The 22678-nt window shown below is 73.3% G+C and carries 13 protein-coding genes and 1 tRNA gene; 2 read left to right on the top strand and 12 right to left on the bottom strand.

All coding sequences use genetic code 11. The features are described 5' to 3' along the window. Window positions 1-6: 6 nt before the first annotated feature. Complete coding sequence (locus tag ACTYVM_RS16440; RefSeq protein WP_445526583.1) at window positions 7-1128, bottom strand: DUF2786 domain-containing protein; 1122 nt, start codon at window positions 1126-1128, stop codon at window positions 7-9. A 127-nt stretch (window positions 1129-1255) separates the two neighbouring features. Between ACTYVM_RS16440 and ACTYVM_RS16435 the strand changes: the two genes are divergently transcribed. Next, window positions 1256-2035: a Clp protease N-terminal domain-containing protein gene (locus ACTYVM_RS16435; RefSeq protein WP_445526582.1), complete on the top strand. Its 780-nt coding sequence runs from the start codon at window positions 1256-1258 to the stop codon at window positions 2033-2035. Between the two features lie 86 nt (window positions 2036-2121). Next, a complete protein-coding gene (locus tag ACTYVM_RS16430) occupies window positions 2122-3816 on the top strand; it encodes a bifunctional 3'-5' exonuclease/DNA polymerase (RefSeq protein ID WP_445526581.1) in 1695 nt (564 codons plus the stop codon). 54 nt (window positions 3817-3870) lie between these two features. On the opposite strand, the gene ACTYVM_RS16425 is transcribed toward ACTYVM_RS16430, so the two are convergent. The 11 genes from ACTYVM_RS16425 to ACTYVM_RS16375 all read right to left on the bottom strand — a co-directional run bounded on the left by ACTYVM_RS16425 (window position 3871) and on the right by ACTYVM_RS16375 (window position 22653). Continuing rightward, entirely contained in the window at window positions 3871-4764 is an 894-nt protein-coding gene (locus ACTYVM_RS16425; RefSeq protein WP_445526614.1) for a glycosyltransferase family 2 protein, read from the bottom strand. 495 nt (window positions 4765-5259) lie between these two features. Continuing rightward, complete coding sequence (locus ACTYVM_RS16420) at window positions 5260-6426, bottom strand: hypothetical protein (RefSeq protein ID WP_445526580.1); 1167 nt, start codon at window positions 6424-6426, stop codon at window positions 5260-5262. A 200-nt stretch (window positions 6427-6626) separates the two neighbouring features. Continuing rightward, window positions 6627-8978 (bottom strand): SpoIIE family protein phosphatase, encoded by a 2352-nt coding sequence (locus tag ACTYVM_RS16415; RefSeq protein ID WP_445526579.1) that lies wholly within the window; start codon window positions 8976-8978, stop codon window positions 6627-6629. A gap of 137 nt (window positions 8979-9115) precedes the next feature. Next, window positions 9116-10450, bottom strand: coding sequence for a PP2C family protein-serine/threonine phosphatase (locus ACTYVM_RS16410; RefSeq protein WP_445526578.1), 1335 nt, complete (start codon window positions 10448-10450; stop codon window positions 9116-9118). 112 nt (window positions 10451-10562) lie between these two features. After that, window positions 10563-10636, bottom strand: a tRNA-Thr gene (locus ACTYVM_RS16405). A gap of 116 nt (window positions 10637-10752) precedes the next feature. Next, on the bottom strand, window positions 10753-12372 hold the full coding sequence (locus ACTYVM_RS16400; protein WP_445526577.1) for an alpha/beta hydrolase: 1620 nt from the start codon (window positions 12370-12372) through the stop codon (window positions 10753-10755). 89 nt (window positions 12373-12461) lie between these two features. Further along, the gene (locus tag ACTYVM_RS16395) at window positions 12462-13667 is read right to left on the bottom strand and encodes a DNA polymerase III subunit delta' (protein WP_445526576.1); all 1206 of its coding nucleotides are present in this window, start codon (window positions 13665-13667) and stop codon (window positions 12462-12464) included. 294 nt (window positions 13668-13961) lie between these two features. Next, window positions 13962-17234, bottom strand: a complete 3273-nt coding sequence (gene tmk, locus ACTYVM_RS16390) for a dTMP kinase (RefSeq protein ID WP_445526575.1) — start codon at window positions 17232-17234, stop codon at window positions 13962-13964. A gap of 143 nt (window positions 17235-17377) precedes the next feature. Next, entirely contained in the window at window positions 17378-20224 is a 2847-nt protein-coding gene (gene topA, locus ACTYVM_RS16385; RefSeq protein ID WP_445526574.1) for a type I DNA topoisomerase, read from the bottom strand. 248 nt (window positions 20225-20472) lie between these two features. Then, window positions 20473-20670 carry a hypothetical protein gene (locus ACTYVM_RS16380; RefSeq protein ID WP_445526573.1) on the bottom strand — a complete coding sequence of 66 codons (198 nt, stop codon included), beginning with the start codon at window positions 20668-20670 and terminating at the stop codon, window positions 20473-20475. A gap of 375 nt (window positions 20671-21045) precedes the next feature. Continuing rightward, window positions 21046-22653 carry a DUF7059 domain-containing protein gene (locus tag ACTYVM_RS16375; protein WP_445526572.1) on the bottom strand — a complete coding sequence of 536 codons (1608 nt, stop codon included), beginning with the start codon at window positions 22651-22653 and terminating at the stop codon, window positions 21046-21048. Window positions 22654-22678 lie beyond the last annotated feature (25 nt).

Raw genomic sequence — 22678 nt, 5'->3', positions numbered from 1 at the left:
GGCCGTTCACGCGGACGGCGCGGCGCGTCGGCCGAGCGGCGGGCGGGACGTCACCCGGGCCCGGTCCGCCGCCCGGGCGCCCTCCGTCCACCCCGCGGTGTCGCTCACCCCGCGCAGGCGGGTCGTGGTCGTCTCCGGGAACAAGCGGTCCACGCGGTCGGTGACCGCGACGTCCCGGGTCGCCAGGACGGGCAGCAGGTCCGCGGTCACCTGGGTCTCGGCGGCGGCCGCGAGGCGGGCGCCGACGCGGTGGGCGTAGGCGGCGAGGAAGGACTGCCGGAAGGTCTTCGTCCGCTTGCGCCCGCCCGCCCGCTGGGCCGCCTCCGCCCCGGTCATCGCGGTCGTGGCCTGGACCAGCAGCGAGGCGTAGAGCAGTTCGACCGCCTCCAGGTCGGCCTCGAAGCCGACGACGGTGGAGAAACCGAGGGCCTCGTTCCACACGGCGCGGCAGTGGTTCGCGGTGGCGACGGCGTCCAGCAGCACGGCCTTGGCCTGCTCGTACGGCGGCTCGACACCAATCCGGCAGGCGCCGGGTGCGTCCGGTGCCGGGGCGCGGGCGGCGAGCAGCGCCTCGTCGACGCTGTGCCGCGCCATCAGCTCCTGCGCCTTCGCGCTCAGCGCCTCCGCCTCCTCCGGATAGCCGGTGGCCTCCGCCTTGGCGAGCAGCGCCCGGATCCGGGTGAGCATGCGGGACTCGGTCCGGGAGGCGGGCGCGGGCTCGTCCAGCGGTTCGAGCGCGGGGAGCCGCAGCAGCAGGCGGTAGAGCTCCAGGACAGCGGTGGCGTGGGAGAAGCGGTCGGTGCGGGGCGGTTCCGCGGGCGGCAGCGCGTCGAGCTGGGCGGTCCAGCGCGGGCCGCGCGGCCGGTCGTCGGCCGCCTGCGCGCGGACGAGCGCCGCGAGCAGTCGCGCATGGACCTCGCCGAGCTCCCGCCCGACGATCCGCGCGACATCGGCGGGCTGCCAGCCGCGCTGCCACGCCGTCGCCACGAACTCCCGCCCGCGCCGGAGGAGTTCGGCGTCCGCCGCGGAGTCGGCCGCCAGCAGGGAGGCGCCGGTGTCGAGGGCGTCGCCGGAGGGTGCGTACAGGGCGGCCCGGAAGGCCTGGTCGACGGTGCTGGACGTACTCACCGGTCGATGGTGCCACGAGGCGCGCAGAACTCTGTCCACACCCTGTGGACAGAGGTGGCCCCGAAAGCGTCCCCAGGGGTGTCAACTCGAGGTTGACACCCTTGGGGACGCAACCTACGGTTGACACATGACGAACCCCACCATCAGGTCGAGCGTCCGTCTGGACGACCTCATCTCGGCCATCAAGCAGGTCCATCAGGAACCCCTCGAACAGCTCCAGGACGCCGTACTCGCCGGTGAGCACCTCGGCGAGGTGGCCGACCACCTCATCGGGCACTTCGTCGACCAGGCCCGCCGCTCCGGCGCCTCCTGGACCGACATCGGCAGGAGCATGGGCGTCACCCGGCAGGCCGCGCAGAAGCGGTTCGTGCCCAAGGAGTCGGCCGACCTCGACCCCAGCCAGGGGTTCAACCGCTACACGCCCCGCGCCCGCAAGGTGGTCATGGCCGCCCACGAGGAGGCCAAGGCCGCCAGGAGCGCCGAGGGAACGCCGACGCACCTGGTCCTCGGGCTGCTCACCGAGCCGGAGGCCATGGCCGCGCAGGCCGTCGAGGCCCAGGGCGTCACCCTGGACGCGGTCCGCGAGGCCGCGACGGCCGCCCTCCCACCGGCGTCCGCCGACGCCCCCGAGCTGGTCCCGTACGGCTCGGCCGCCAAGAAGGCCCTGGAACTCACCTTCCGCGAGGCCCTGCGCCTCGGCCACAACTACATCGGCACCGAGCACATCCTGCTGGCCCTGCTGGAGCTGGAGAACGGCGAGGGCGTCCTCAGCGGCCTCGGCCTGGACAAGGCGCGCGCCGAGGAGTACGTCGCGGCGGCCCTGGCGGAGCTGGTGAAGGACCGTGCCCGGCAGGACGAGGACCGGGAGGCGCACGACGGCGATCAGGGCGACGGACAGGACGGCTGACCGGCCTGCTGCTGACCGGCCTGCGACCGGCCTGCTGAGCAGCAGGTCGCAGCCCGTTGTCAGACCTTCCTGCGACACTCGCCGACATGACCGACCGGTGGGCTCTCGCACCGGCCGAGGACGGCGGCGCCGAGGTCGCCCCCCTCGGCCGGGACGGCCTGCCCGCCGGTCCGGTGCACCGTGCCGCGGACCTCGCGGAGGCGGTCCGCGGCAGACCGGACGTCACGCGATGGGTGTGGCGGTCCACCGCCGAGGTCCATCCCCGTCTGCTCGCCGCGGGCGTACGGGTGGAGCGGTGCTACGACATCGAGGTCGCCGAGACGCTCCTCCTCGGCCACGAGGGGCGTCACGGCGAGCCCCGCTCGGCCGCCGCCGCCCTGGCCCGGCTGCACGGCGGCCCGGTACCGCCGGATCCGCCGCACCGGTCCGCCGAACCCGGCGCGCAGTCCTCACTCTTCGAACCGCAGAGCGTGCGCCTGCCGCTGGCGGACCTGCTCGCGGTCTACGCCGACCAGCAGCGACGGCACGAACGCGCCGAGCACCCCGGCCGGATGCGCCTGCTGACCGCCGCCGAGTCGGCGGGCACACTGGTGGCGGCCGAGATGAACCGTGCGGGTCTGCCCTGGCGCGCGGACGTGCACCGCGCAGTGCTGCGCGAACTGCTCGGCGAGCGGTACGCGGGCGGCGGCGAGCCCCGCCGCCTGGCCGAACTCGCGGACGAGGTGTCCGCGGCCTTCGGCCACCGGGTGCGGCCGGATCTTCCCGCCGACGTGGTCAAGGCCTTCGCACGGGCCGGGATCAGGGTGAAGTCCACCCGACGCTGGGAGCTGAGGTCGGTCGACCACCCGGCCGTCGAACCGCTGCTGGAGTACAAGAGGCTGTACCGGATCTGGGTCGCCCACGGCTGGTCCTGGCTCCAGGACTGGGTGCGGGAGGGGCGGTTCAGACCGGAGTTCCTCGCCGGCGGCACGGTCACCGGCCGCTGGGTGACCAACGGCGGGGGCGCGCTCCAGATCCCCAAGGTCATCCGCCGGGCCGTGGTGGCCGACCCCGGCTGGCGCCTTGTCGTGGCCGACGCCGCCCAGATGGAGCCGCGGGTGCTGGCGGCCGTCTCCCGCGACCCGGGGCTGATGGAGGTGGCGGGCCGGGACGCCGACCTCTACCAGTCGGTGTCCGACCGGGCCTTCTCCGGCGACCGCGCCCAGGCGAAACTCGCCGTGCTCGGCGCGGTCTACGGGCAGACCTCCGGCGACGGCCTGAAGAACCTCGCCGCCCTCAGGCGCCGCTTCCCGAAGGCGGTGGCCTACGTCGACGAGGCCGCCCGCGCGGGCGAGGAGGGCCGGCTCGTACGAACCTGGCTGGGCCGCACCTGCCCCCCGGCCGCCGGGGCGGCCGAGGACGCGACCGGTGAGGCGGGCCTCCCGCAGGACGACCCGGCCGCCGCACCACCCGCCGGCCAGGACTGGATGCCGGGGTACGCCTCCGCCGACTCGCGCGCCCGGGGCCGCTTCGCCCGCAACTTCGTCGTGCAGGGCAGCGCCGCCGACTGGGCCCTGCTGCTGCTCGCGGCGCTGCGCCGCAGCTGCCGGGACATGGCGGCCGAGCTGGTCTTCTTCCAGCACGACGAGGTGATCGTGCACTGCCCGAAGGAGGAGGCGGACACGGTCGTCGAGGCGATCCGGCAGGCCGCGGAGCTGGCGGGCCGACTGACGTTCGGAGAGACCCCGGTGCGGTTTCCGTTCACGACGGCGGTGGTGGAGTGCTACGCCGACGCGAAGTGAGCGCGAGCACGGACGCGCGCGGACCGCGATCCGGCGGGTCGGACGACCGGTGGGTCAGATCACCGGCGGCCGGCCGAGCCGGGTGAGTCGCCACACGGTCCGCCAGCGCATGGGCCGCCGCTCCCCCGCGGGTTCGCGCAGCCCCTCCACGAAGCCGCCGAACCAGGCCCGCAGCCCGGCGAGCGAACGGGTCCGCGCCAGGGTGAGCAGCGTCCACACGCCGAGGTGGACCGGGACGAGCGGGAGCGGCAGCCGCCGCCGGGCCAGCCAGACCCGGTTGCGGGCGGTGACCCGGTAGTAGATGGCGTGCCGGGCGGGCGAGGTCTTCGGGTGCCGCAGGAGCAGCTCGGGCGCGTAGAGGATCTTCCAGCCGGCATCGGCGGCACGCCAGGCCAGATCGGTCTCCTCGTGCGCGAAGAAGAACTCCGCGGGCCAGTCCCCGGTCTGCTCCAGCATCGCCGTCCGCAGCGCGTGCCCGCCGCCGAGGAACCCGGTGACGTACCCGCCCCGCATCGGGTCCGCCCCGCCGATCCGCGGCACGTGCCGCTGCTGGGTCTCGCCGGACTCGTCGGCGATGCGGAAGCCGACGATGCCAAGGCGCGGGTCGGCGGCGTACAGATCCCGTACCCGGCGCAGTACGTCGGCGTCGACGAGGAGCCCGTCGTCGTCCAGCTCCACGACCACATCGACGTCCCCGAACGCACGCAGCCGGGCCAGGGCGACGTTGCGCCCGCCGGGGCAGCCGAGGTTCTCGTCGAGTTCCACCGCCGTGACCTCGCCGGGCAGGGTCAGCCGGCGGGCGAACCCGGGCAGCCGGCAGCCGTTGCCGACGATCACGATGCGCGCGGGCGCGAGATCCTGCTTGGCCACGGACTCCAGCAGGGCGTCGACCTCGGCGGGCCGGTTGCCCATGGTCACCACGGCGACAGCGATCCTCGGCTCCACCACGGCCCTCATCCCGTCCGACGGCAACGGCGCCCGTACGGCGCACCTCGTTCACCAGGATGTCACCTCGGCGGCGCCGGTTGCTTCGACGCCGCATCACATCGCGCCCGGTTCCCACCGCTTCACCGCAATCCTCCTGGAAGCGGCGCGAGAACCGCGGCCCATGCCGTGCGTCCGTCAGCCGTCCGGGTGATGTCCGCGCGATTCCGCGCGGTCACCCGGTCGGGTACTGTCCGGCGAAAGATGTCCGGGAGAGGCGGTTCCGCCGCGTTTGTTCCCCGAACATGCCCGAGTGAGCATGCAACTCCGAAGTGCCGCACGCCGCCGGGCCGTTCCGGCCGCCGTGGGCTCCCTCCTCGCCGTCTTCGAGCGCACGCACACCCGCGCCGCGCACTGAACCGTCCGGTCCCGTCGTCGCGTTCCCGCCGTCCGCCGAAGGGCGGCCCGCTCCTGGGGTCGCCCAAAGGTGGGCCGCCCAGGCCCCGGGGACGGGCCCCGCTAGGAGTGGGCTGGGCTCTCCACGGGGGGCGCGGCTTCGGGGACGTCGTCGGCACGGCCCACCGTCAGCCGCAGCGTCGCGACAGCCGCGACTCCCGCCACCAGACCGCAGGTCAGGGCGGCCGGAACGCCGTAACCGAGGCCCGAGGACAGATAGATCAGCCCCCAGCGCAGGCCCGCCCCGTCCGTCACCGTCCGCAGCAACTGGCTCGCCAGCAGCCCGAGGACGGTCGCGCACACCGCGCCGACCGCCATCGCCGGAACGGTGGCCCGAATCAGCAGGACGGGCAGCCACCGCAGCGCCCACCACACCACGACCAGCAGCAGTACGTCGGGGACCCGGGACAGGAGCCAGTCGCCGAACGGCGTGCCCGCCGGGCCCGCCCAGCCGCCGAGCAGCAGCCAGCCACGCAGCAGGTCACCCGGTTCGGCGAACATCCCGCCGACCGGGTCGAACCTCTGGAGGGCGGCTGCCACCGGCTGGTAGGAGAGGACGACCACGGACAGGGCGACGACCGCGGTCCCGGCCGTGGCGGACAGGCGGGCGGCCCGCGGCGGGACCGCCTGCCTCGGCAGCGGACCGGCGCCCTTGACGGTGATCCGGGCCGCGAGCACCGTCCCCGCCGCCGCCACCAGCGCGGCCACCACCAGGATCTGGCACCCGGCCGAGAGCGCGGCCGCCAGCTGGGGCAGGAAGCGGTAACTGCCGCGCCCCTGCGAGGCGATCACCCACGGCGCGGAGACGGTCACCGCCAGGGTCCCCGCCACCAGGCCCCAGGCCCACACCGCGAGCAGCGTGGCGGGCAGTCGGCCGTGCACCGGCGGCAGCCTGCGGACCAGGTGCAGCGCGCCGGGCACGAAGAAGGCGAACACCGCGGCGAAGCGGATCTGGAGGGCGGTGTGGTAGAGCGCCAGGTAGCGGGCTCCGTCCGGATCGGGTGTGCCGTTGACCCAGTCGGACGCCCCGGCACCGAACCGCACGACGTCCGGAGGGTCGTACGACCAGGGGATGAGCCAGCGTTCGAGGTCGGCGGCGGCCCGGCCGCCGATCGCGTCGGCGGTGCCCGCCAGGTGCAGTGCCTGCACGCTCGCCCCCGCCCACCACAGCAACGCCGTGATCAGCAGACCCCCGACCAGCGCCGGTATCGCCGCGCGCCGATACGTCATGACCGTCCCCCGCCCCTGTCCCCGTGTCCTCGCGTCCCGGCATCCCGGTGTCCCGGTGTCCCGGTGTCCCGGTGTCCCGTGCATGTCACAACTGGGCGGTGAGACTACACGGCCCCCAGTGGCAGCCCCCGATCGTTCTTCGGATCACGACGGGCGGCCCGACCGGGGCGCGCGGGCACCCCGGCGGCGTGAAGGCCAGATCACTGTTCCGGGTCGGACGACAGCAGGCCTTCCGCGGACAGGTCCTCCAGGGACAGGCCGTCCACGGGCAGCCCCTCCAGTGGCAGGCCCCCCACGGGCAGGCCTTCCCCGGCCGGGCCTTCCCCGGGCAGGGCCTGCTCGCACCAGATGGTCTTGCCGTCGCGGGCGTGCCGGGTGCCCCAGCGCTGGGTGAGCCGGGCGACCAGCATCAGGCCGCGTCCGCCCTCGTCGTAGATGCGGGCCTGGTGCAGATGGGGGGCGGTACTGCTGGCGTCGGAGACCTCGCAGATGATCGACCGGTCGTAGATGAGCCGCATCTGTATGGGGGGTTGGCCGTACCGGATGGCGTTGGTGACCAGCTCGCTCACCACCAGCTCGGTCACGAAGCCGATCTCCTCCAGACCCCAGGTCGCCAGCAGGCGGGCGGCGCGGGCGCGGATCCGGGCCACTTCGGCCGGTTCCGCCGCGATGTCCCAGGTGGCGACCCGCGTCTCGTCCAGGGCGTGCGGCCGGACGAGGAGCAGCGCGGCGTCGTCGGACGGAGGCTCGGGCAGCAGCGTCTTGACCACGTGGTCGCACAGCGCTTCCAGCGAGTCGCACGGCTCGGTCAGCGCCTGGCGCAGTTCCTCCAGCCCCGCTTCCATGTCGCGCTGCCGGGACTCGACCAGGCCGTCGGTGTAGAAGGCGAGCAGACTGCCCTCCGGCACCTCCACCTCCACCGTCTCGAACGGCACACCGCCGACACCGAGCGGGGGCCCGGAGGGCAGGTCGAGGAAATCGGCGCTGCCGTCCGGAGACACCATGATGGGCGCCGGATGGCCGGCACCGGCCAGCGTGCAGCGGCCGGTCACCGGGTCGTACACCGCGTACAGGCAGGTGGTCCCGACGTCCCCGGTGCCTCCGTGTGCCGGGTCGGCGCCGTCGTCGGCACCCGATTCCGCGGACTGCCGGTTCACCAGGTCGTCCAACCGGGTGAGCAGCTCCTCCGGGGTGGGATCGACATCGGCGAGCGTGCGCACGGCCGTACGCAGCCTGCCCATGGCCGCCGCGGCGTGGATTCCGTGTCCGACCACGTCCCCGACCACCAGCGCGACCCGGGCACCGGAGAGCCCGATCACGTCGAACCAGTCGCCGCCCACCCCGGCACGGGGTGCGGCGGGCAGATAGCGGGAGGCGGCCGACACCGCCGACTGCTCGGGCAGCTGCTGCGGCAGCAGGCTGCTCTGCAGGGTGCGGGCGATCTCGTACTGGTTCTCCAGCGCCGCGGCCTTCTCGATGCTCGCCGAGGCCAGCTGGGCGAGCTGGACGAGGATCGCCTCGTCGTCGGGCGTGAACTCGCCGCCGTCCTCCTTGTCCGAGAGCTGGATCAGACCCAGGTTGCGACCGTCGGTCGCGATCAGCGGGACGGCCAGCCAACCACGCATCGGCGGATGAACCGGGGCGTAGGCACCGAAGCCCCGCCAGGCCGGATGGGCCTCCAGCTCCTCCTGGGTCATCCGCATCGGCTGGTTGTCCCTGCACACCAGGACGTAGATCCCCTCCCCGACCGGGGGTGCGTCGAAGAAGCGGTACTCGCTGTACTTGTCCGACAGGGAGACGGCGTTGATCGCCTGTGCCCAGCGGAGGTTCCTGGTCATGCTGGTGACCGACTGGTGCGTGCCCACCAGCGCCCTGGCCTCCTCGGTGACCGTCTGGAGGGCGTACTCCAGCGACGGCGCGGCATTGATCCGCAGACTTGCCCGCGCCAGGTCCTGCAACTGCCGGGACCGTCTGTGCTCGGCCACGGCGGCGGCGGCGGCCCGCTCGTAGAGCCGGTCGCGTTCGGCCGCGTCCAGCCGCAACCGGATCTCGCTCATCACCGACGTCCCCAGCTGCTCCAGGGCGCGCCGCTGCTCCGCGTCCCACAGTCGCGGCTTGGTGTCGAGCACGTACAGCACTCCGATCGGCAGCTCCTCCAGCAGCAGCGGCACGCCCAGGTACGCGCGCATGCCGGTGGCGGCGACCGCGAGGTCGGACCGGTGCTCGGAGTCGTTCCGTACGTCGTCGATGACCAGTGGCCGGCCGGACACCACCACCTCGGAGCAGAAGCCCCAGTCGACCCGCTCCCGCTCCCCGTGCCGCGGTACGGCTGTGCCGATCCCGGCCCGGACGAACTGCTGGTCCGCCCCGGCCAGGCTGATCAGCGCCATACGGGCGTCCAGCAGCCGTACAGCCAGGCTCACGGACCGGGCGAAGGCGTCCACGGTCAGCTGGTCGACCGCGCGGACGGCGTCCACCGCGGCCAGCCGTGCGGGCTCGCGCAGCACCGTGGCAGGGTTCGGCGGGTCGCCCGCCTTACCGAGCTCGGCCATGGCCCCTCCGCGCCTGCTGTGTGAGTCGCACCCCGCTCGGATCCGTGGTCCAGTGCCCTGGACCTCGGGCCGCCGCCCGAGGATCTCGCCTGCGCCCTCGTGGCCTCCATCGAGGCCTGGACGTTCCGACCGGGAAGTCACCCTTGCCTGATTTCAAAAGTACGCCTGCCGGTCGCGGCGGCGAACTCGGCCGGGGCCCAGCGAACGCCGAAGGACCAGCCGGGCCGCGGAACACGCAAGGGCTGAAACCGGAACTGAGACCGGAACTGAGACCGCGGCGCCCGTAGCGCGCCGACGTCCTCCGGGGAGGGCTCGGCATTCCGCTCGTACCGCTGTCGGTCTTCGCCTTCTTCCGCTTCGTCATGGGGGATGTGGGCCCGACGGATGGCGAGGAGGGCGACGTCGTCGCCGAGGCGTCCGCCGGTGTGGGCGAACAGGTCGCGTTCGATGTGCTGGAGCAGCGCCTCGGGAGGTTGGTCGGTCCACTGGGCAGCGCGTTCCGCGAACGGGTAGAAGGCGCCGTTGTGGTCACGGGCTTCGATGACACCGTCGGTGTACAGGACCAGCGTGTCCCCAGGGCTGAAAGGCAGGACATCGACGACGTGGTCGTCGGGATCCGTGATGCCGACGCCAAGTGGGGGCCCGGGGTGGAGGCGGGGCACGTGGACAGTGTTATCCGGGCCGAGCAGCAGGGGTGCCGGGTGCCCGCAGCTGGTCATGCGGACCAGGGGCTCCGGGTCGGCGATCTCGATCAGAAGAGCGGTCACGAAGCGTTCTCCCGCCTCGCCCTCCGGTTCGAAGTCGGCGAGATAGCGGGTCATGCTCCGTTCCAGGGAAGCGGCCAGGTCGGGCAGGGAGGCCTGCTGGTGGGCGGCCTCGCGGAAGGCGCCGAGCAGGAGGGCGGCCTCGCCCAGGGCGGGCAGGCCCTTGCCCCGCACGTCGCCGATCATCACGCGGACCGCGCTGTCGGTGCGGGCGGCGGCATACAGGTCGCCGCCGATGGCGGCCTCCTCCTCGGCAGCCAGATAGACACAGGCGAGCCGCAGCGGGCCCAGCCGGCTCGGCAGCGGCCACATCACCACCTGCTGGGCGGCCTCGGCGACCGACCGGACCCGGGCCATCTGGCGTGCGTGCCGGTCCCGCACCGCGCACAAGACCACGATCAACAAGGTGATCACCGCGATAGCGATCACCTCCACCACCACGTTCCGCGAAGACACTGATCCGGTGCGCCAGCTGCTGGCAGCCTCGCCCGCCATGGCCAGAACCCCGATGCCGCCCGTCGTCCAGGGGCCCGCGAACCACGCGGTGAGCGTGGGCGCGACCACCAGCAGGGGGCCGAGAACGACGTTCGGCCCCGTCGCGATGTCCGCGGCAGTGATCACCACGATGAGCACGACAGGAATCAGCAGCAGCAGGTGGCTCGGCTGCCACGGCTGCCCGAGACTCGCACGTCCCTGCCTGGAGCCCACGCCTTCCACACTGCACCGCTACCGCGGCTCGCGCCACGACAGTTGGCGCCGCCGGGTCCACTGAACGAGAAAACCCCAGGTCGGAATGATTCCGACCCGGGGTTCCAGGATGAGCCGCTTTCGGGATTCGAACCCGAGACCTACGCATTACGAGTGCGTTGCTCTGGCCATCTGAGCTAAAGCGGCGCGCTGCCACACCAATGGTGCGATCGGCAACGTCCGTAAGTCTACACAGTTTCCGGGAGTGCTTCGTACACGCCCCCGGCCGCCCCCGGAACGGGGCGCGGGGGCGGGAGTGGCGGCTATGAGCAGCGCTTTCCGTTCGCCGGAGGGGTGCCCTGGAGGAGGTAGGTGTTGATCGCGGAGTCGATGCAGCGGCTGCCGCGGCGGTAGGCGGTGTGGCCGTCACCGTCGAAGGTCAGCAGGCGGGCGGAGGAGAGCTGACGGGACAGGGACTGGGCCCAGCGGTAGGGGGTCGCCGGGTCGCGGGTGGTGCCGACGACCACGACGGGGGCCGCGCCCCTGGCCTCGATGCGGTGGGGCCTGCCGGTGTTCTTCACCGGCCAGTACGCGCAGTTCAGCGTGTTCCAGGCGAGGCCGCGGCCGAAGACCGGGGAGGCCTTCTCGAAGGCGGGGACGAATTCCTCCACCTGCTCCGGACTGGTGAAGGGGGCCGGCAGGTCCAGGCAGTTCACAGCGGCGTTGGCGTACATCAGGTTGGAGTAGTGGCCGCCGGAGTCGCGCTCGTAGTAGCTGTCGGCGAGGGCCAGCAGGGCGGCGCCGTCGTTCTTCTTCATCGCCGACGTGAGCGCCGCGCGCAGTTGCGGCCAGGCCGCCTGGTCGTACATCGCCGCGATCACCCCGAAGGTGGCGAGGGACTCGCCGAGGCGACGGCCACCGGTGTCACCGGCGGGGATCGGGCGGGCGTCGAGTCTGCGGAAGAAGGCCGCGAGCTGGTCGCCGACCTGCTTCGGGGTCGCGGCGCGGCCGCCGAGCGAGCAGTCGCTCTGCCGCACGCAGTCCTTCGCGAACGACTGGAAGGCCGCGTCGAAGCCCGCCGCCTGGTCCAGGTTCATCTGGCGTGCCGACAGCGAGGGGTCCAGGGCTCCGTCCAGGACCAGGCGGCCGACACGGTCCGGGAACAGGCCGGCGTACGTGGCCCCGAGGAACGTCCCGTACGAGGCGCCGACGTAGTTCAGTCTTCCGTCGCCCAGGATCGCGCGCAGGATGTCCATGTCGCGCGCCGCCTCCACGGTGGAGACGTGCCGCAGCAGACGGGCGGAGCGCGCACCGCAGCCCTCCGCGAACTTGCGGTACTCGGCGACGAGCGCGTCGACCTCCTCGCGGTCGTCGGGCGTGAAGTCGGTCTGCGTGTACGCGTCCATGTCCCGGTCGTCGAGGCACTGCACCGACTCGCTGCGGGAGACCCCACGCGGGTCCATCGCGACCAGGTCGTAGCGGGCGCGGATCTCGTCCGGGTACCCGACACCGGCGTAGTGCTGGAGATAGGCGACGGCCGAGCCGCCCGGTCCGCCCGGGTTCAGCAGCAGCGAGCCGAGCCGCTTGCCCGGGCCGGACGCCTTCTTGCGGGCCACGGCCAGCCGGACGTCGCCCGCGTCGGGCCGGTCGTAGTCGAGCGGCGCCCGCACCGTCGCGCACTCGAAGCCGGGCACGCCGCAGCTGCGCCAGGCCGGCTTCTGCCCGTAGTACGGCGACAGTGCGGGCGGCGTGGCCCGCGGCAGCGCGGCCAGCGCCGCGTCCGCCGCCGGTTCGGTCCGGCGATGCGTGGTGCCGGGAGTACAGGCCGAGACCAGCAGGGCGGCGGCCGCGAGGAGGGCGCCGCCCGCGCGAGCCGCGCGGAGGGAGGTTCGGGGCCGGGGGCCCGTGCTGCTGTTCGGACGAAGGGCGCGCCTGATGTGCATCCAGCGAGCGTAACTCTCCGCGATCGGCCAGGTGCGATACGTGCGGAGCGTTGCCCGTACGAGTGACGCCGTCGACGCCGGTGTCCTCGTCAGCCCGCTCTCAGGGCCACGGTCATCGCCTCCACGGCCAGGAGCGGGGCCACATTGCGGTCGAGGGCGTCGCGGCAGGCGGCGATCGCCTCGATGCGGCGCAGGGTGGACTCGGGCGAGCTGCCACGGGCGAGGCGCTCCAGAGTGTCCTCGACGTCCGCGTTGGCGATGGCCACGCGGGAGCCGAGCTGGAGGGCCAGGACGTCCCGGTAGAGGCCGGTGAGGTCGGTCAGGGCGAGGTCGAGGCTGTCGCGCTGGGTGCGGGTGCGGCGGCGCTTCTGCTTGTCCTCCAGGTCCTTCATCACGCCCGCCGTACCGCGGGGCAGCCTGCCGCCCTGGGTCGCGCCCAGCGCCGCCTTCAGCTCCTCGGCCTCCTTGGCGTCCATCTCCTCCGCGAGTGCCTTGGCGTCGTCCGCCGCCGCGTCGACCAGTTCCTGGGCCCCCCTGAGGCAGCCGCCGATCTCGTCGACGCGCAGCGGGAGCTTCAGGACGGCGGCGCGGCGTTCGCGTGCGGCCGGGTCGGTGGCCAGGCGGCGGGCCCGGTCGATGTGGCCCTGGGTGGCGCGGGCCGCGGCGGCCGCGACGGCGGGTTCGACGCCCTCCCTGCGTACGAGCATGTCGGCGACCGCGTCCACCGACGGTGTGCGCAGGTTCACGTGGCGGCAGCGGGAGCGGATCGTGGGCAGGACGTCCTCGACCGAGGGGGCGCACAGCAGCCAGACCGTGCGCGGGGCGGGCTCCTCGACGGCTTTCAGCACGGCGTTGGCGGACTTCTCGTTCAGCCGCTCGGCGTCCTCGACGAGGATCACCTGCCAGCGGCCGTTCGCCGGGGCGGTGAACGACTTGCGCACGGTGTCCCGCATGGCGTCGACGAGGATCTGCGTGCCCACGGCGGCGACCGTGTTGACGTCGGCGTGGGTGCCGATCAGCGCCGTATGGCAGCCGTCGCAGAAGCCGCAGCCGGGGACGCCGCCGAGCGCGCGGTCGGGGCTCACGCACTGGAGGGCGGCGGCGAAGGCCCGCGCCGTCTGCGTGATCCCCGCGCCGGGCGGTCCGGTGAACAGCCACGCGTGCGTCATTTTCGACGCCTCGGGCGGCGGCGCGTCCGCGGCGGCCGCGGTGACCAGCGCGTCGGCGTCCCGGGCGGCGGCGCTCAGCTGTTCGCCGACCTTCTCCTGCCCGACGAGGTCGTCCCACACGCTCATGGGTCACGCCGCCCTTTCGTCATGGTTCGTGATGCGGGATCCATTGTGCGGGGCGCCACTGACAACGCGGTGCGCGCCTCCGCCGGACCCCACGCCGACCGCCTCCGGGACGCGGGACGCGCCCCTTCGGCACGAGGTCCGGTCCCAGCCCGGGCACGTGCCGTACCGACGCGCGCGGTGGCACTCCCCGCGCACCGGGACGCGGCCCGCTGCCGGGTCCGGCCGTCTCAGGTGCCGTGCCCGATCGGGCCTCCGGCGGCCTCACCGGAGCCTCGATCGGCCTCTGCCCACGGCTCAGCGCTGCCGGCCCCGTCCCCGGCCGCCGTCGCCGAACTTCCCGCCGTCCTCGCGCGAGCCCAGCAGTTCGTCCGCCAGGGTCGGCAGATCGTCGAGCGGCGTCTCCTCGGCCCAGTCCGGCCGCGGCCGGCGCCGGGCGACCGCCTCGGCGTCGACCTGGGGCAGCTCCCGCGTACGGTCGTCGCCCTGGTCGGGCCGCGCGACCCGCGACCGCTCGCCCCGCTCGTCCCGGAAGAAACCGGGCGGAACCCGGTCCGTGGGGTCCTCCCCGCGCACCGGCGGCAGGACCGCCGTCTCGTCCGCGGCCCCCGGTGTGTAAGCGGGCAGTACGGCGGTCTCGTCGGCGGCCCCCGGCGGAACCACGGGCTGCGGCAGCTGCGCGGTCACCTCGGACTCCGACTCACCCGCCGTCCGCGGCCGCGACTCCGCCGACGCGCGCGACGCGCCACGGGAGTCGTCCCCCGAGCCACGGCCCGAGCCCTCGCCCGCGCCCTCGCTCGAAGACCTGCCGCTCCCCCGCTCGTCCCGCACTGGCGGCAGCACCGCCGTCTCGTCCGCGGGTCCGCCCGGCGCGTTCGTCGGCGTCACCACCGGCGTCGGCACGGTCAGCTCCTCCGGCGGCACCGCCGCGGGCTCGGTGGACCGGCGCGGGCCCGCCTGCGCGCTGGCCGCGGCCTGCTCCGCCGCCCGCCGGGCCTCCTCGGCCCGCAGCAGGGCCTCCTCGGCCTTGCGCTGCTTCTCCAGCCGCCGCGCCTCGGCCTCGGCGCGCAGTCGCTCCTCCTCCTCGGCCTGCCGGCGCCGCTGCTCCTCCTCGGCCTTGCGGCGCGCCTCGGCCTCCGCCCGTGCCCGCTCCTCCGCGAGCAGCCGGGCCTGTTCCTCCTCGGCCTTGCGCCGGGCCTCCTCGGCGCGCTGCCGGGCCTCCTCGGCCTGCCGCTCCGCCTCGCGACGCTGCGCTTCCTCCAGCTCGCGCTGCTTGCGCTCCTCCTCCTCGGCGCGCAGCCGCGCCAGCTGCTCCAGGCGCTCGCGCTCCAGGCGCTCCTCCTCGGCCTTGCGCCGGGCCTCCTCCTCGGCCTTGCGGCGCGCCTCCTCCTCGGCCTTCTTCCGCGCTTCCTCCTGCGCCTTCAGCTCGGCCTCGGACAGCGGCAGCATCTGGTCGAGCCGGTGCCGGACGACCGTGGTCACCGCCTCGGGCTCCTGCCCGGCGTCCACGACGAGGTAACGGCCGGGGTCGGCGGCGGCCAGCGCCAGGAAACCGGACCGCACGCGCGCGTGGAACTCGGCCGGCTCCGACTCCAGGCGGTCGGGCGCCTCCGTGAACCGTTCACGGGCGGTCTCCGGCGAGACGTCCAGCAGGACCGTCAGATGCGGCACCAGACCGTTCGTCGCCCAGCGGGAGATCCGCGCGATCTCCGTCGGGGACAGGTCGCGGCCCGCCCCCTGGTAGGCGACGGAGGAATCGATGTACCGGTCGGTGATCACCACGGCGCCCCGCTCCAGCGCGGGCCGTACGACGGTGTCGACGTGCTCCGCGCGGTCGGCGGCGTACAGCAGCGCCTCCGCGCGGTGGGACAGGCCCTGCGAGGACACGTCCAGCAGGATCGAGCGCAGCCGCTTGCCCACGGGCGTGGCGCCCGGCTCGCGGGTGAGGACGACCTCGTGGCCCTTGGACCTGATCCAGTCGGCGAGCGCCTCGGCCTGCGTGGACTTGCCGGCGCCGTCGCCGCCCTCCAGGGCGATGAAGAACCCGGACGCCGCGGGGGCCGTCACCGGGTCGTCGCCACCCCGCAGAGCGTCGACGAGGTCCTGCCGCAGCGGCACGCCGGAGCGGTCGTCGACCTTGGCGAGGACCAACGCGGCCACCGGCAGCAGCAGCGCGCCGACCAGCATCAGCGTGAACGCGGCGCCGCCGTGCGCGAACACGAACCGGCCGTCCTCCAGCCGGTGCGGGCCGATCCCGGCCGCGACCACGGGGGCGAGCACGACGCCGAGCGCCACGAAGACCCGTACCACCGTGTGCAGGTGCTCGGTCATGCGCGGCTTGCGGTAGTCCTCGGCCTCCTGGTCGAGCAGCGTGTGCCCGGTGTTGGCGGCGGCGCCCGCGCTCACCCCGGCCAGCGCGAGGAGCAGCAGCACCGTGGTGACGTCGGGGACCAGACCGGCCGCGAGCAGGGCGACGCCGGTGAGAGCGATCGTCAGGGCGAGCAGCCGCCGCCGCGACAGGGAGACCAGCGCCTTCGGCGCCGTACGGATGCCGACGACGACCCCGCCGGTCAGGGCGAGCACCGCAAGGCCGTACAGCACGGGACCACCGTGCAGGTCCGTGGCGTGCAGCACGCAGACGGCGACCGCGGCGGCGATCGCCCCGGCGACGGACGCGCAGGCGAGCACGAGCAGCGGAACGGCGCCCGTGCGGCCCTTGTCGACCCCGGTGCCCGTCTTCGGGCGGCGCAGCCCCTCCAGCGGCGAGCGGGGGCGCGGGGTGCGTGTGCCGGGCAGTTCCAGATAGGTCAGCACGGACAGGGACCCGGCGAACAGTCCGGCCGCGACGTACGCGCCGAGAGCGGCCTGGTGCTGGTCGAACCAGACGACGCCGGTGCCCAGCAGGTTGTTGAGCAGGGAGGCGGCGACCAGGGCCGCGGCCGCCAGCGGGACCGCCAGGAAGGTGGTCCGCAGCGACAGGCGGCGCAGGGCGTCCATGTGGTCCGGCAGCGGGCGCACCGTGGCGCCCTCCGGGGGCGGGGCGGGCAGCAGCGCGGGGGCCGCGCTCTCCCGGCACACGCTCCAGAAACGCTCGGCGACCCCAGTCACGAAGACGGTGACCAGGAGGAAGGCCAGGGCGTCGTTCGGCGTCCAGTCGATCCACAGCGGCGCGACGATCAGCAGGGCGGCCCGCAGACCGTCGGCGCCGACCATGGTCCAGCGCCGGTCGAGCGGGCCCTCCTGGGAGGTGAGCGAGGTGAGCGGTCCGAGAAGGACCGCGCCGAAGAGCAGCGTCGCCAGGATGCGCACTCCGAAGATCGTCGCCACTGCGAAGGCCACGCCCCGGTAGCCGCCGCCGAAGGGGCTCGCGACGACCGCCGCCTGGAGGGCGAGGACGACCAGGACCAGGAGCGCGAGGGTGTCCCCCACGCCTCCCACCAGTTGGGCGCTCCACAGCCGCCGCACCTGCGGTCGCCGCAGCAGGGCGCGGACGGCGCGCTCCCGGGAGTCGACCAGGAGGGCGTCGTCGGAGGTGGAGGTGTGGGCCGTTGGCTGCTCGGCTCGCGTCATGCGTTCAGCCTATCGGGACGCACGGACAGCACGGCGTGACGATCCGGGGGTGCGCACGCCCCGACACCAAAGTGATGCCGGGGCGTGCCTTTCGCAAAGGAGCCGCGAGGAATCCGCGGGGATCCGCGGAGGATCCGCCCGCGTCAGTCCTCCGCCGCCTTGGCTGCCGTCGCGGTGGTCTTCTTGGCGGCCGTCTTCTTGGCGGTGGTCGTCTTCTTGGCGGTGGTCGTCTTCTTCGCCGCGGTCTTCTTCGCCGCGGTCTTCTTCGCGGCCGTGGACGCCGTCTTCTTCGCGGGCGCCTTCTTGGCGGCGGCCTTCTTCGCGGTCTTCTTGGCCGGGCCCTTCGCGCGCTTCTCCGCGAGGAGCTCGAAACCGCGCTCCGGGGTGATCGTCTCGACGCTGTCGCCGGAGCGCAGGGTGGCGTTGGTCTCGCCGTCGGTGACGTACGGGCCGAAACGCCCGTCCTTGACGACGACCGGCTTTCCGCTGACCGGGTCCTCGCCCAGCTCCTTCAGTGGCGGCTTGGCGGCCGCGCGGCCCCGCTGCTTGGGCTGGGCGTAGATCGCCAGCGCCTCCTCCAGCGTGATCGTGAAGAGCTGGTCCTCGGACTGGAGCGAACGCGAGTCCGTGCCCTTCTTCAGGTACGGGCCGTAGCGGCCGTTCTGCGCGGTGATCTCCTGGCCCTCCGCGTCGGTGCCGACGGTCCGCGGCAGCGACATGAGCTTCAGGGCGTCGTCCAGGGTCACGGTGTCCAGGGACATCGACTTGAACAGCGAGGCCGTGCGCGGCTTGACCGCGTTCTTGCCGGTCTTCGGGGTGCCCTCGGGGAGGACCTCCGTGACGTACGGGCCGTAGCGGCCGTCCTTGGCGACGATCGTGTGGCCGGTGTCCGGGTCGGCGCCCAGCTCGAAGTCGCCGCTCGGCTTGGCGAGCAGTTCCTCCGCGAGCTCGACGGTCAGCTCGTCGGGGGCCAGGTCGGCCGGGATGTCGGCGCGCTGGTGGGTGTCGGTCTCCTTCTCACCGCGCTCGATGTACGGGCCGTAGCGGCCGACCCGCAGCACGATGTCGTTGCCGACCGGGAACGACGACACCTCGCGCGCGTCGATCGCGCCCAGGTCGGTCACCAGTTCCTTGAGGCCGCCGAGGTGGTCGCCGTCGCCGTTGCCGGCCTCGGCGGCGCCGCCGTGGCCGGTGCCCTCGCCGAAGTAGAAGCGCCTCAGCCACGGCACGGCCTTCGCCTCACCGCGCGCGATGCGGTCGAGGTCGTCCTCCATCTTGGCGGTGAAGTCGTAGTCGACGAGCCGCCCGAAGTGCTTCTCCAGGAGGTTGACCACGGCGAAGGACAGGAAGGACGGCACCAGGGCCGTGCCCTTCTTGAAGACGTAGCCGCGGTCGAGGATCGTGCCGATGATCGACGCGTACGTCGACGGGCGGCCGATCTCGCGCTCTTCCAGCTCCTTGACCAGGCTGGCCTCGGTGTAACGGGCCGGGGGCTTGGTGGCGTGGCCGTCGACCGTGATCTCCTCGGCCGTGAGCGCGTCGCCCTCGCCGACCTGGGGCAGCCGGCGCTCGCGGTCGTCGAGCTCGGCGTTCGGGTCGTCGGCGCCCTCGACGTACGCCTTGAGGAAGCCGTGGAAGGTGATCGTCTTGCCGGACGCGGTGAACTCGACGTCCCGGCCGTCGGTCGCGGTGCCGCCGATCCTCACGGTGACGCTGTTCCCGGTCGCGTCCTTCATCTGGGAGGCGACCGTCCGCTTCCAGATCAGCTCGTACAGCTTGAACTGGTCGCCGGTCAGGGAGGTCTCGGCGGGCGTGCGGAAACGATCACCCGAAGGACGGATCGCCTCGTGCGCCTCCTGCGCGTTCTTGACCTTCCCGGCGTACGTACGGGGCTGCGGCGGCAGGTAGTCGGCGCCGTACAGATGGGTGACCTGGGCGCGGGCGGCGGCGATCGCCGTGTCGCTCAGGGTCGTGGAGTCCGTACGCATGTACGTGATGTAGCCGTTCTCGTACAGCTTCTGAGCGATCTGCATGGTCGCCTTCGCGCCGAAGCCGAGCTTGCGGCTGGCCTCCTGCTGGAGCGTCGTCGTACGGAACGGGGCGTACGGCGAGCGGCGGTACGGCTTGGACTCGACCGACCGGACGGAGAAGCTGGTGTCCTCGAGGGCCGCGGCCAGGGCGCGGGCGTTCGCCTCGTCGAGGTGGAGGGTGTTCGCGCTCTTGAGCTGTCCGAGGGAGTCGAAGTCGCGGCCTTGGGCGACCCGCCGGCCGTCGACGCTCTGCAGGCGGGCGACCAGGGAGGACGGGTCGCTCGCGTCGCCCGCGCGGCCCGTCGCGAAGGTGCCGGTCAGGTCCCAGTACTCGGCGGAGCGGAACGCCATGCGCTCGCGCTCCCGCTCGACCACGAGCCGGGTCGCGACGGACTGGACCCGGCCCGCCGACAGGCGCGGCATGACCTTCTTCCACAGCACGGGCGAGACCTCGTAGCCGTAGAGGCGGTCGAGGATGCGCCGGGTCTCCTGGGCGTCGACCAGCCGCTGGTTGAGCTGGCGCGGGTTGGCGACCGCCTCCCGGATGGCGTCCTTGGTGATCTCGTGGAAGACCATCCGCTTGACCGGGATCTTCGGCTTGAGCACCTCCTGGAGGTGCCAGGCGATGGCCTCGCCCTCGCGGTCCTCATCGGTGGCGAGGAAGAGCTCGTCGGACTCCTTCAGCAGATCCTTGAGCTTCTTGACCTGGGCCTTCTTGTCCGCGTTGACGACATAGACCGGCTGGAAGTCGTGTTCCACGTCCACACCGAGGCGGCGCACCTCACCGGTGTACTTCTCAGGGACCTCCGCGGCACCGTTGGGAAGGTCGCGGATGTGCCCGACGCTCGCCTCGACGGTGTAGCCGGGGCCGAGGTAGCCCTTGATCGTCTTCGCCTTGGCAGGCGACTCGACGATGACGAGTCGGCGGCCGCCCTGTGCGGTCTCGCTGGTCGGGGACAACTTCGCTCTTCTCTCCGGTCGACGCTTGGGCCTCCCCAGGCCTTGATTTCCCGGGGGTCGGGTGGTGGTGACGCTGCGGAGTGTGACGGTACATCCCGCCCCCGTGTCAAACGGGAAAAGCCCGCAACGGCCACTCGAACGGTAACCCGACTACCCCCCTTCCTGCCGCCCGGACTGCTCACCAGGCCGTTCGGGCTGATGCGGAGGGTGCTCTCTCAGTTACGGAGACCGCACGCGTGCGGCGGCTGTCACAGGCGCCCGAAGCACCACACGCCGACGGTCAGGGCGGTCACGGCGGCCAGGGTCGCGACGGTCGCCGACACGATGCGGGGCAGGCCGAGGGCCACGGGTTCCCGGTGCCGGACCCGGACCGTCGTCCATCCCAACAAGGCTGCTCCGAACAGGAAGAACACCGTTCCCGTGAAGATCGCCGGAACGCTCTCCATGTCCGCCCCTCCGCTCCCCGGATGCCCCGGTAGGGGAGGCTGACACCCACGGGCGACGAGGACACCAACCCGCGGTGAACTCGTGTCGTCCCGCTCCCGGGGGCGGCGCTCCGACAGCCTCCGCGAGGTGACCGGAATCAAGCTCTCCGCTTTTTTTCCGGTGTTTTCCCGCCCGGCCCCCGGCAAAGATCGAACGCCTTGACCGAGCGCCGTCGAAACGACCCACACGCCCCGAGAACGACGAGAACTCGCCGCCGCCACGGACGTCCCGGCGGCCCCGGTGGCCCCCGCCGCCCCTGCCGGCCCGGGCGACGCTAGGGGCGCACCGGCCTCATCGGTCGCGCGAAACGGTCACCGGACCGGTCACCGAACCAGTCACTGGGCGGGTTCTTCCGCCGAGTCTCGAGCCGGTTCCTGGGCCGGCTCGATGAAACCCTGTTCCACCAGCAGCCGGATCTGGGCCGGTGTGCGGTCGCGCAGGAGAAGCGGGTTCTCGCCCATCAGCTGGGCGATGGCGTCCAGGATGCGGCCGGCACTCAGCGTGCCGTCGCAGACACCGGCGAAGCCGGCGCCCACCGTGTCCACCGCGGTGGCCCGGCGCATCCCGCGGTTCTGGCGCAGCACGACGTGCTCGGGGTCCTCGGCGCCGGGCAGCCCGACCTGCTCCTGGACCACCTCGCGCACAAGCCGGAAGTGACCGTCGAGCAGGGCCGCGTCGTCGTGGTCCCGCAGGTAGTCGACGCGGGCGAAGTGCGCCCGGACGGTGTCGCCGAGCGGCTGCTCCACCGGGTGCGGCCACTCCTCCACGGTGATCGACGGCGTCGCGGATCCCGTCCTGCGCAGGGTGATCCAGCCGAAGCCCACGGCCCTGACCTTGCGCGCCTCGAACTCCTCCAGCCAGGCGTCGTACCGCGCCTGGTACTCCGCGGCGTCACCGCGGTGGTCACCCGCGTCCCTCAGCCACAGCTCGGCGTACTGCGTGACGTCCTGCACCTCGCGCTGCACGATCCACGCGTCGCACCCGCGGGGCACCCATGACCTGAGCCTGTCCTGCCAGTCCTCCCCCTCGACGTGCTGCCAGTTGGCGAGGAACTGCGCGAACCCGCCCTCGTTCAGCCGCTCCCCCGCCTGCTGGACGAGCGTGCGGCACAGATCGTCCCCGCTCATCCCGCCGTCGCGGTACGTCAGCCGGGCGGCCGGGGAGATCACGAAGGGCGGGTTCGACACGATCAGGTCGAACCGCTCGTCGTCGTGGACCGGCTCGAACAGCGAGCCCTGGCGCAGATCGGCGGCCCGCGCGCCGGACAGCGCGAGTGTCAGGGCGGTGATGTGCAGCGCGCGCGGGTTGACGTCGGTGGCGGTCACGCGTGTGGCGTGCCGGCCCGCGTGCAGCGCCTGGATGCCGGAGCCGGTGCCGAGGTCGAGCGCGGAGCCGACCGGCGTGCGGACCGTGATGCCGGCCAGGGTCGTGGAGGCGCCGCCGACACCGAGGACGACCCCCTCGTCACGGCCGTCGGTCCCGTCCGCCTGCCGCCCGTCGTCGTCCCGCCGGCGGGCGCCGGCGCGCACACCTCCCGCTCCACCGACCGCGCAGCCCAGGTCGGACACGATGAACCAGTCCTCGCCGTCGAGTCCGCCGTAGGGCCGGACGTCCACGGTCGCGGCGACCTCGTCCGCGCCGACGCGCACCAGCCAGCCGGTCTCCAGGCACGCCTCGACGGGCAGGGCGCCCGCCACGCGCGCGTAGGGCACCGGCTGCTGGAGCAGGAACAGCCGGACCAGCAGTTCCAGTGGCGTGTCGCCGCGCGTGGCCCGGAGCGCGGGCACGGTCTCGCTGCGCGCCAGCGCCGCGTACGCGGGCGCGCCGAGCAGTTCGAGCAGTCCGTCGGCGGTGAAGGAGGCGCCGAGCAGGGCGTCCCTGAGCCGGGCGGCGACGTCCGGTCGGTCGGAGGCGGGCAGTGCGGGCAGGCTGGTGTCACTCACGCCCCCATTGTGTCGGCTCACTCCG

The sequence above is a fragment of the Streptomyces cyslabdanicus genome (genome assembly GCF_052663305.1).
The sequence above is the reverse complement of the archived record's forward strand: the minus strand, read 5'-3'. Positions and strand labels throughout refer to the sequence as shown.

Coding starts and splice junctions, on each gene's coding strand:
- ACTYVM_RS16435 (WP_445526582.1), top strand. CDS start 1,256: ATGACGAACCCCACCATCAGGTCGAGCGTCCGTCTGGACGACCTCATC.
- ACTYVM_RS16430 (WP_445526581.1), top strand. CDS start 2,122: ATGACCGACCGGTGGGCTCTCGCACCGGCCGAGGACGGCGGCGCCGAG.
- ACTYVM_RS16420 (WP_445526580.1), bottom strand. CDS start 6,426: ATGACGTATCGGCGCGCGGCGATACCGGCGCTGGTCGGGGGTCTGCTG.
- ACTYVM_RS16415 (WP_445526579.1), bottom strand. CDS start 8,978: ATGGCCGAGCTCGGTAAGGCGGGCGACCCGCCGAACCCTGCCACGGTG.
- ACTYVM_RS16400 (WP_445526577.1), bottom strand. CDS start 12,372: ATGCACATCAGGCGCGCCCTTCGTCCGAACAGCAGCACGGGCCCCCGG.
- ACTYVM_RS16395 (WP_445526576.1), bottom strand. CDS start 13,667: ATGAGCGTGTGGGACGACCTCGTCGGGCAGGAGAAGGTCGGCGAACAG.
- tmk (WP_445526575.1), bottom strand. CDS start 17,234: ATGACGCGAGCCGAGCAGCCAACGGCCCACACCTCCACCTCCGACGAC.
- ACTYVM_RS16380 (WP_445526573.1), bottom strand. CDS start 20,670: ATGGAGAGCGTTCCGGCGATCTTCACGGGAACGGTGTTCTTCCTGTTC.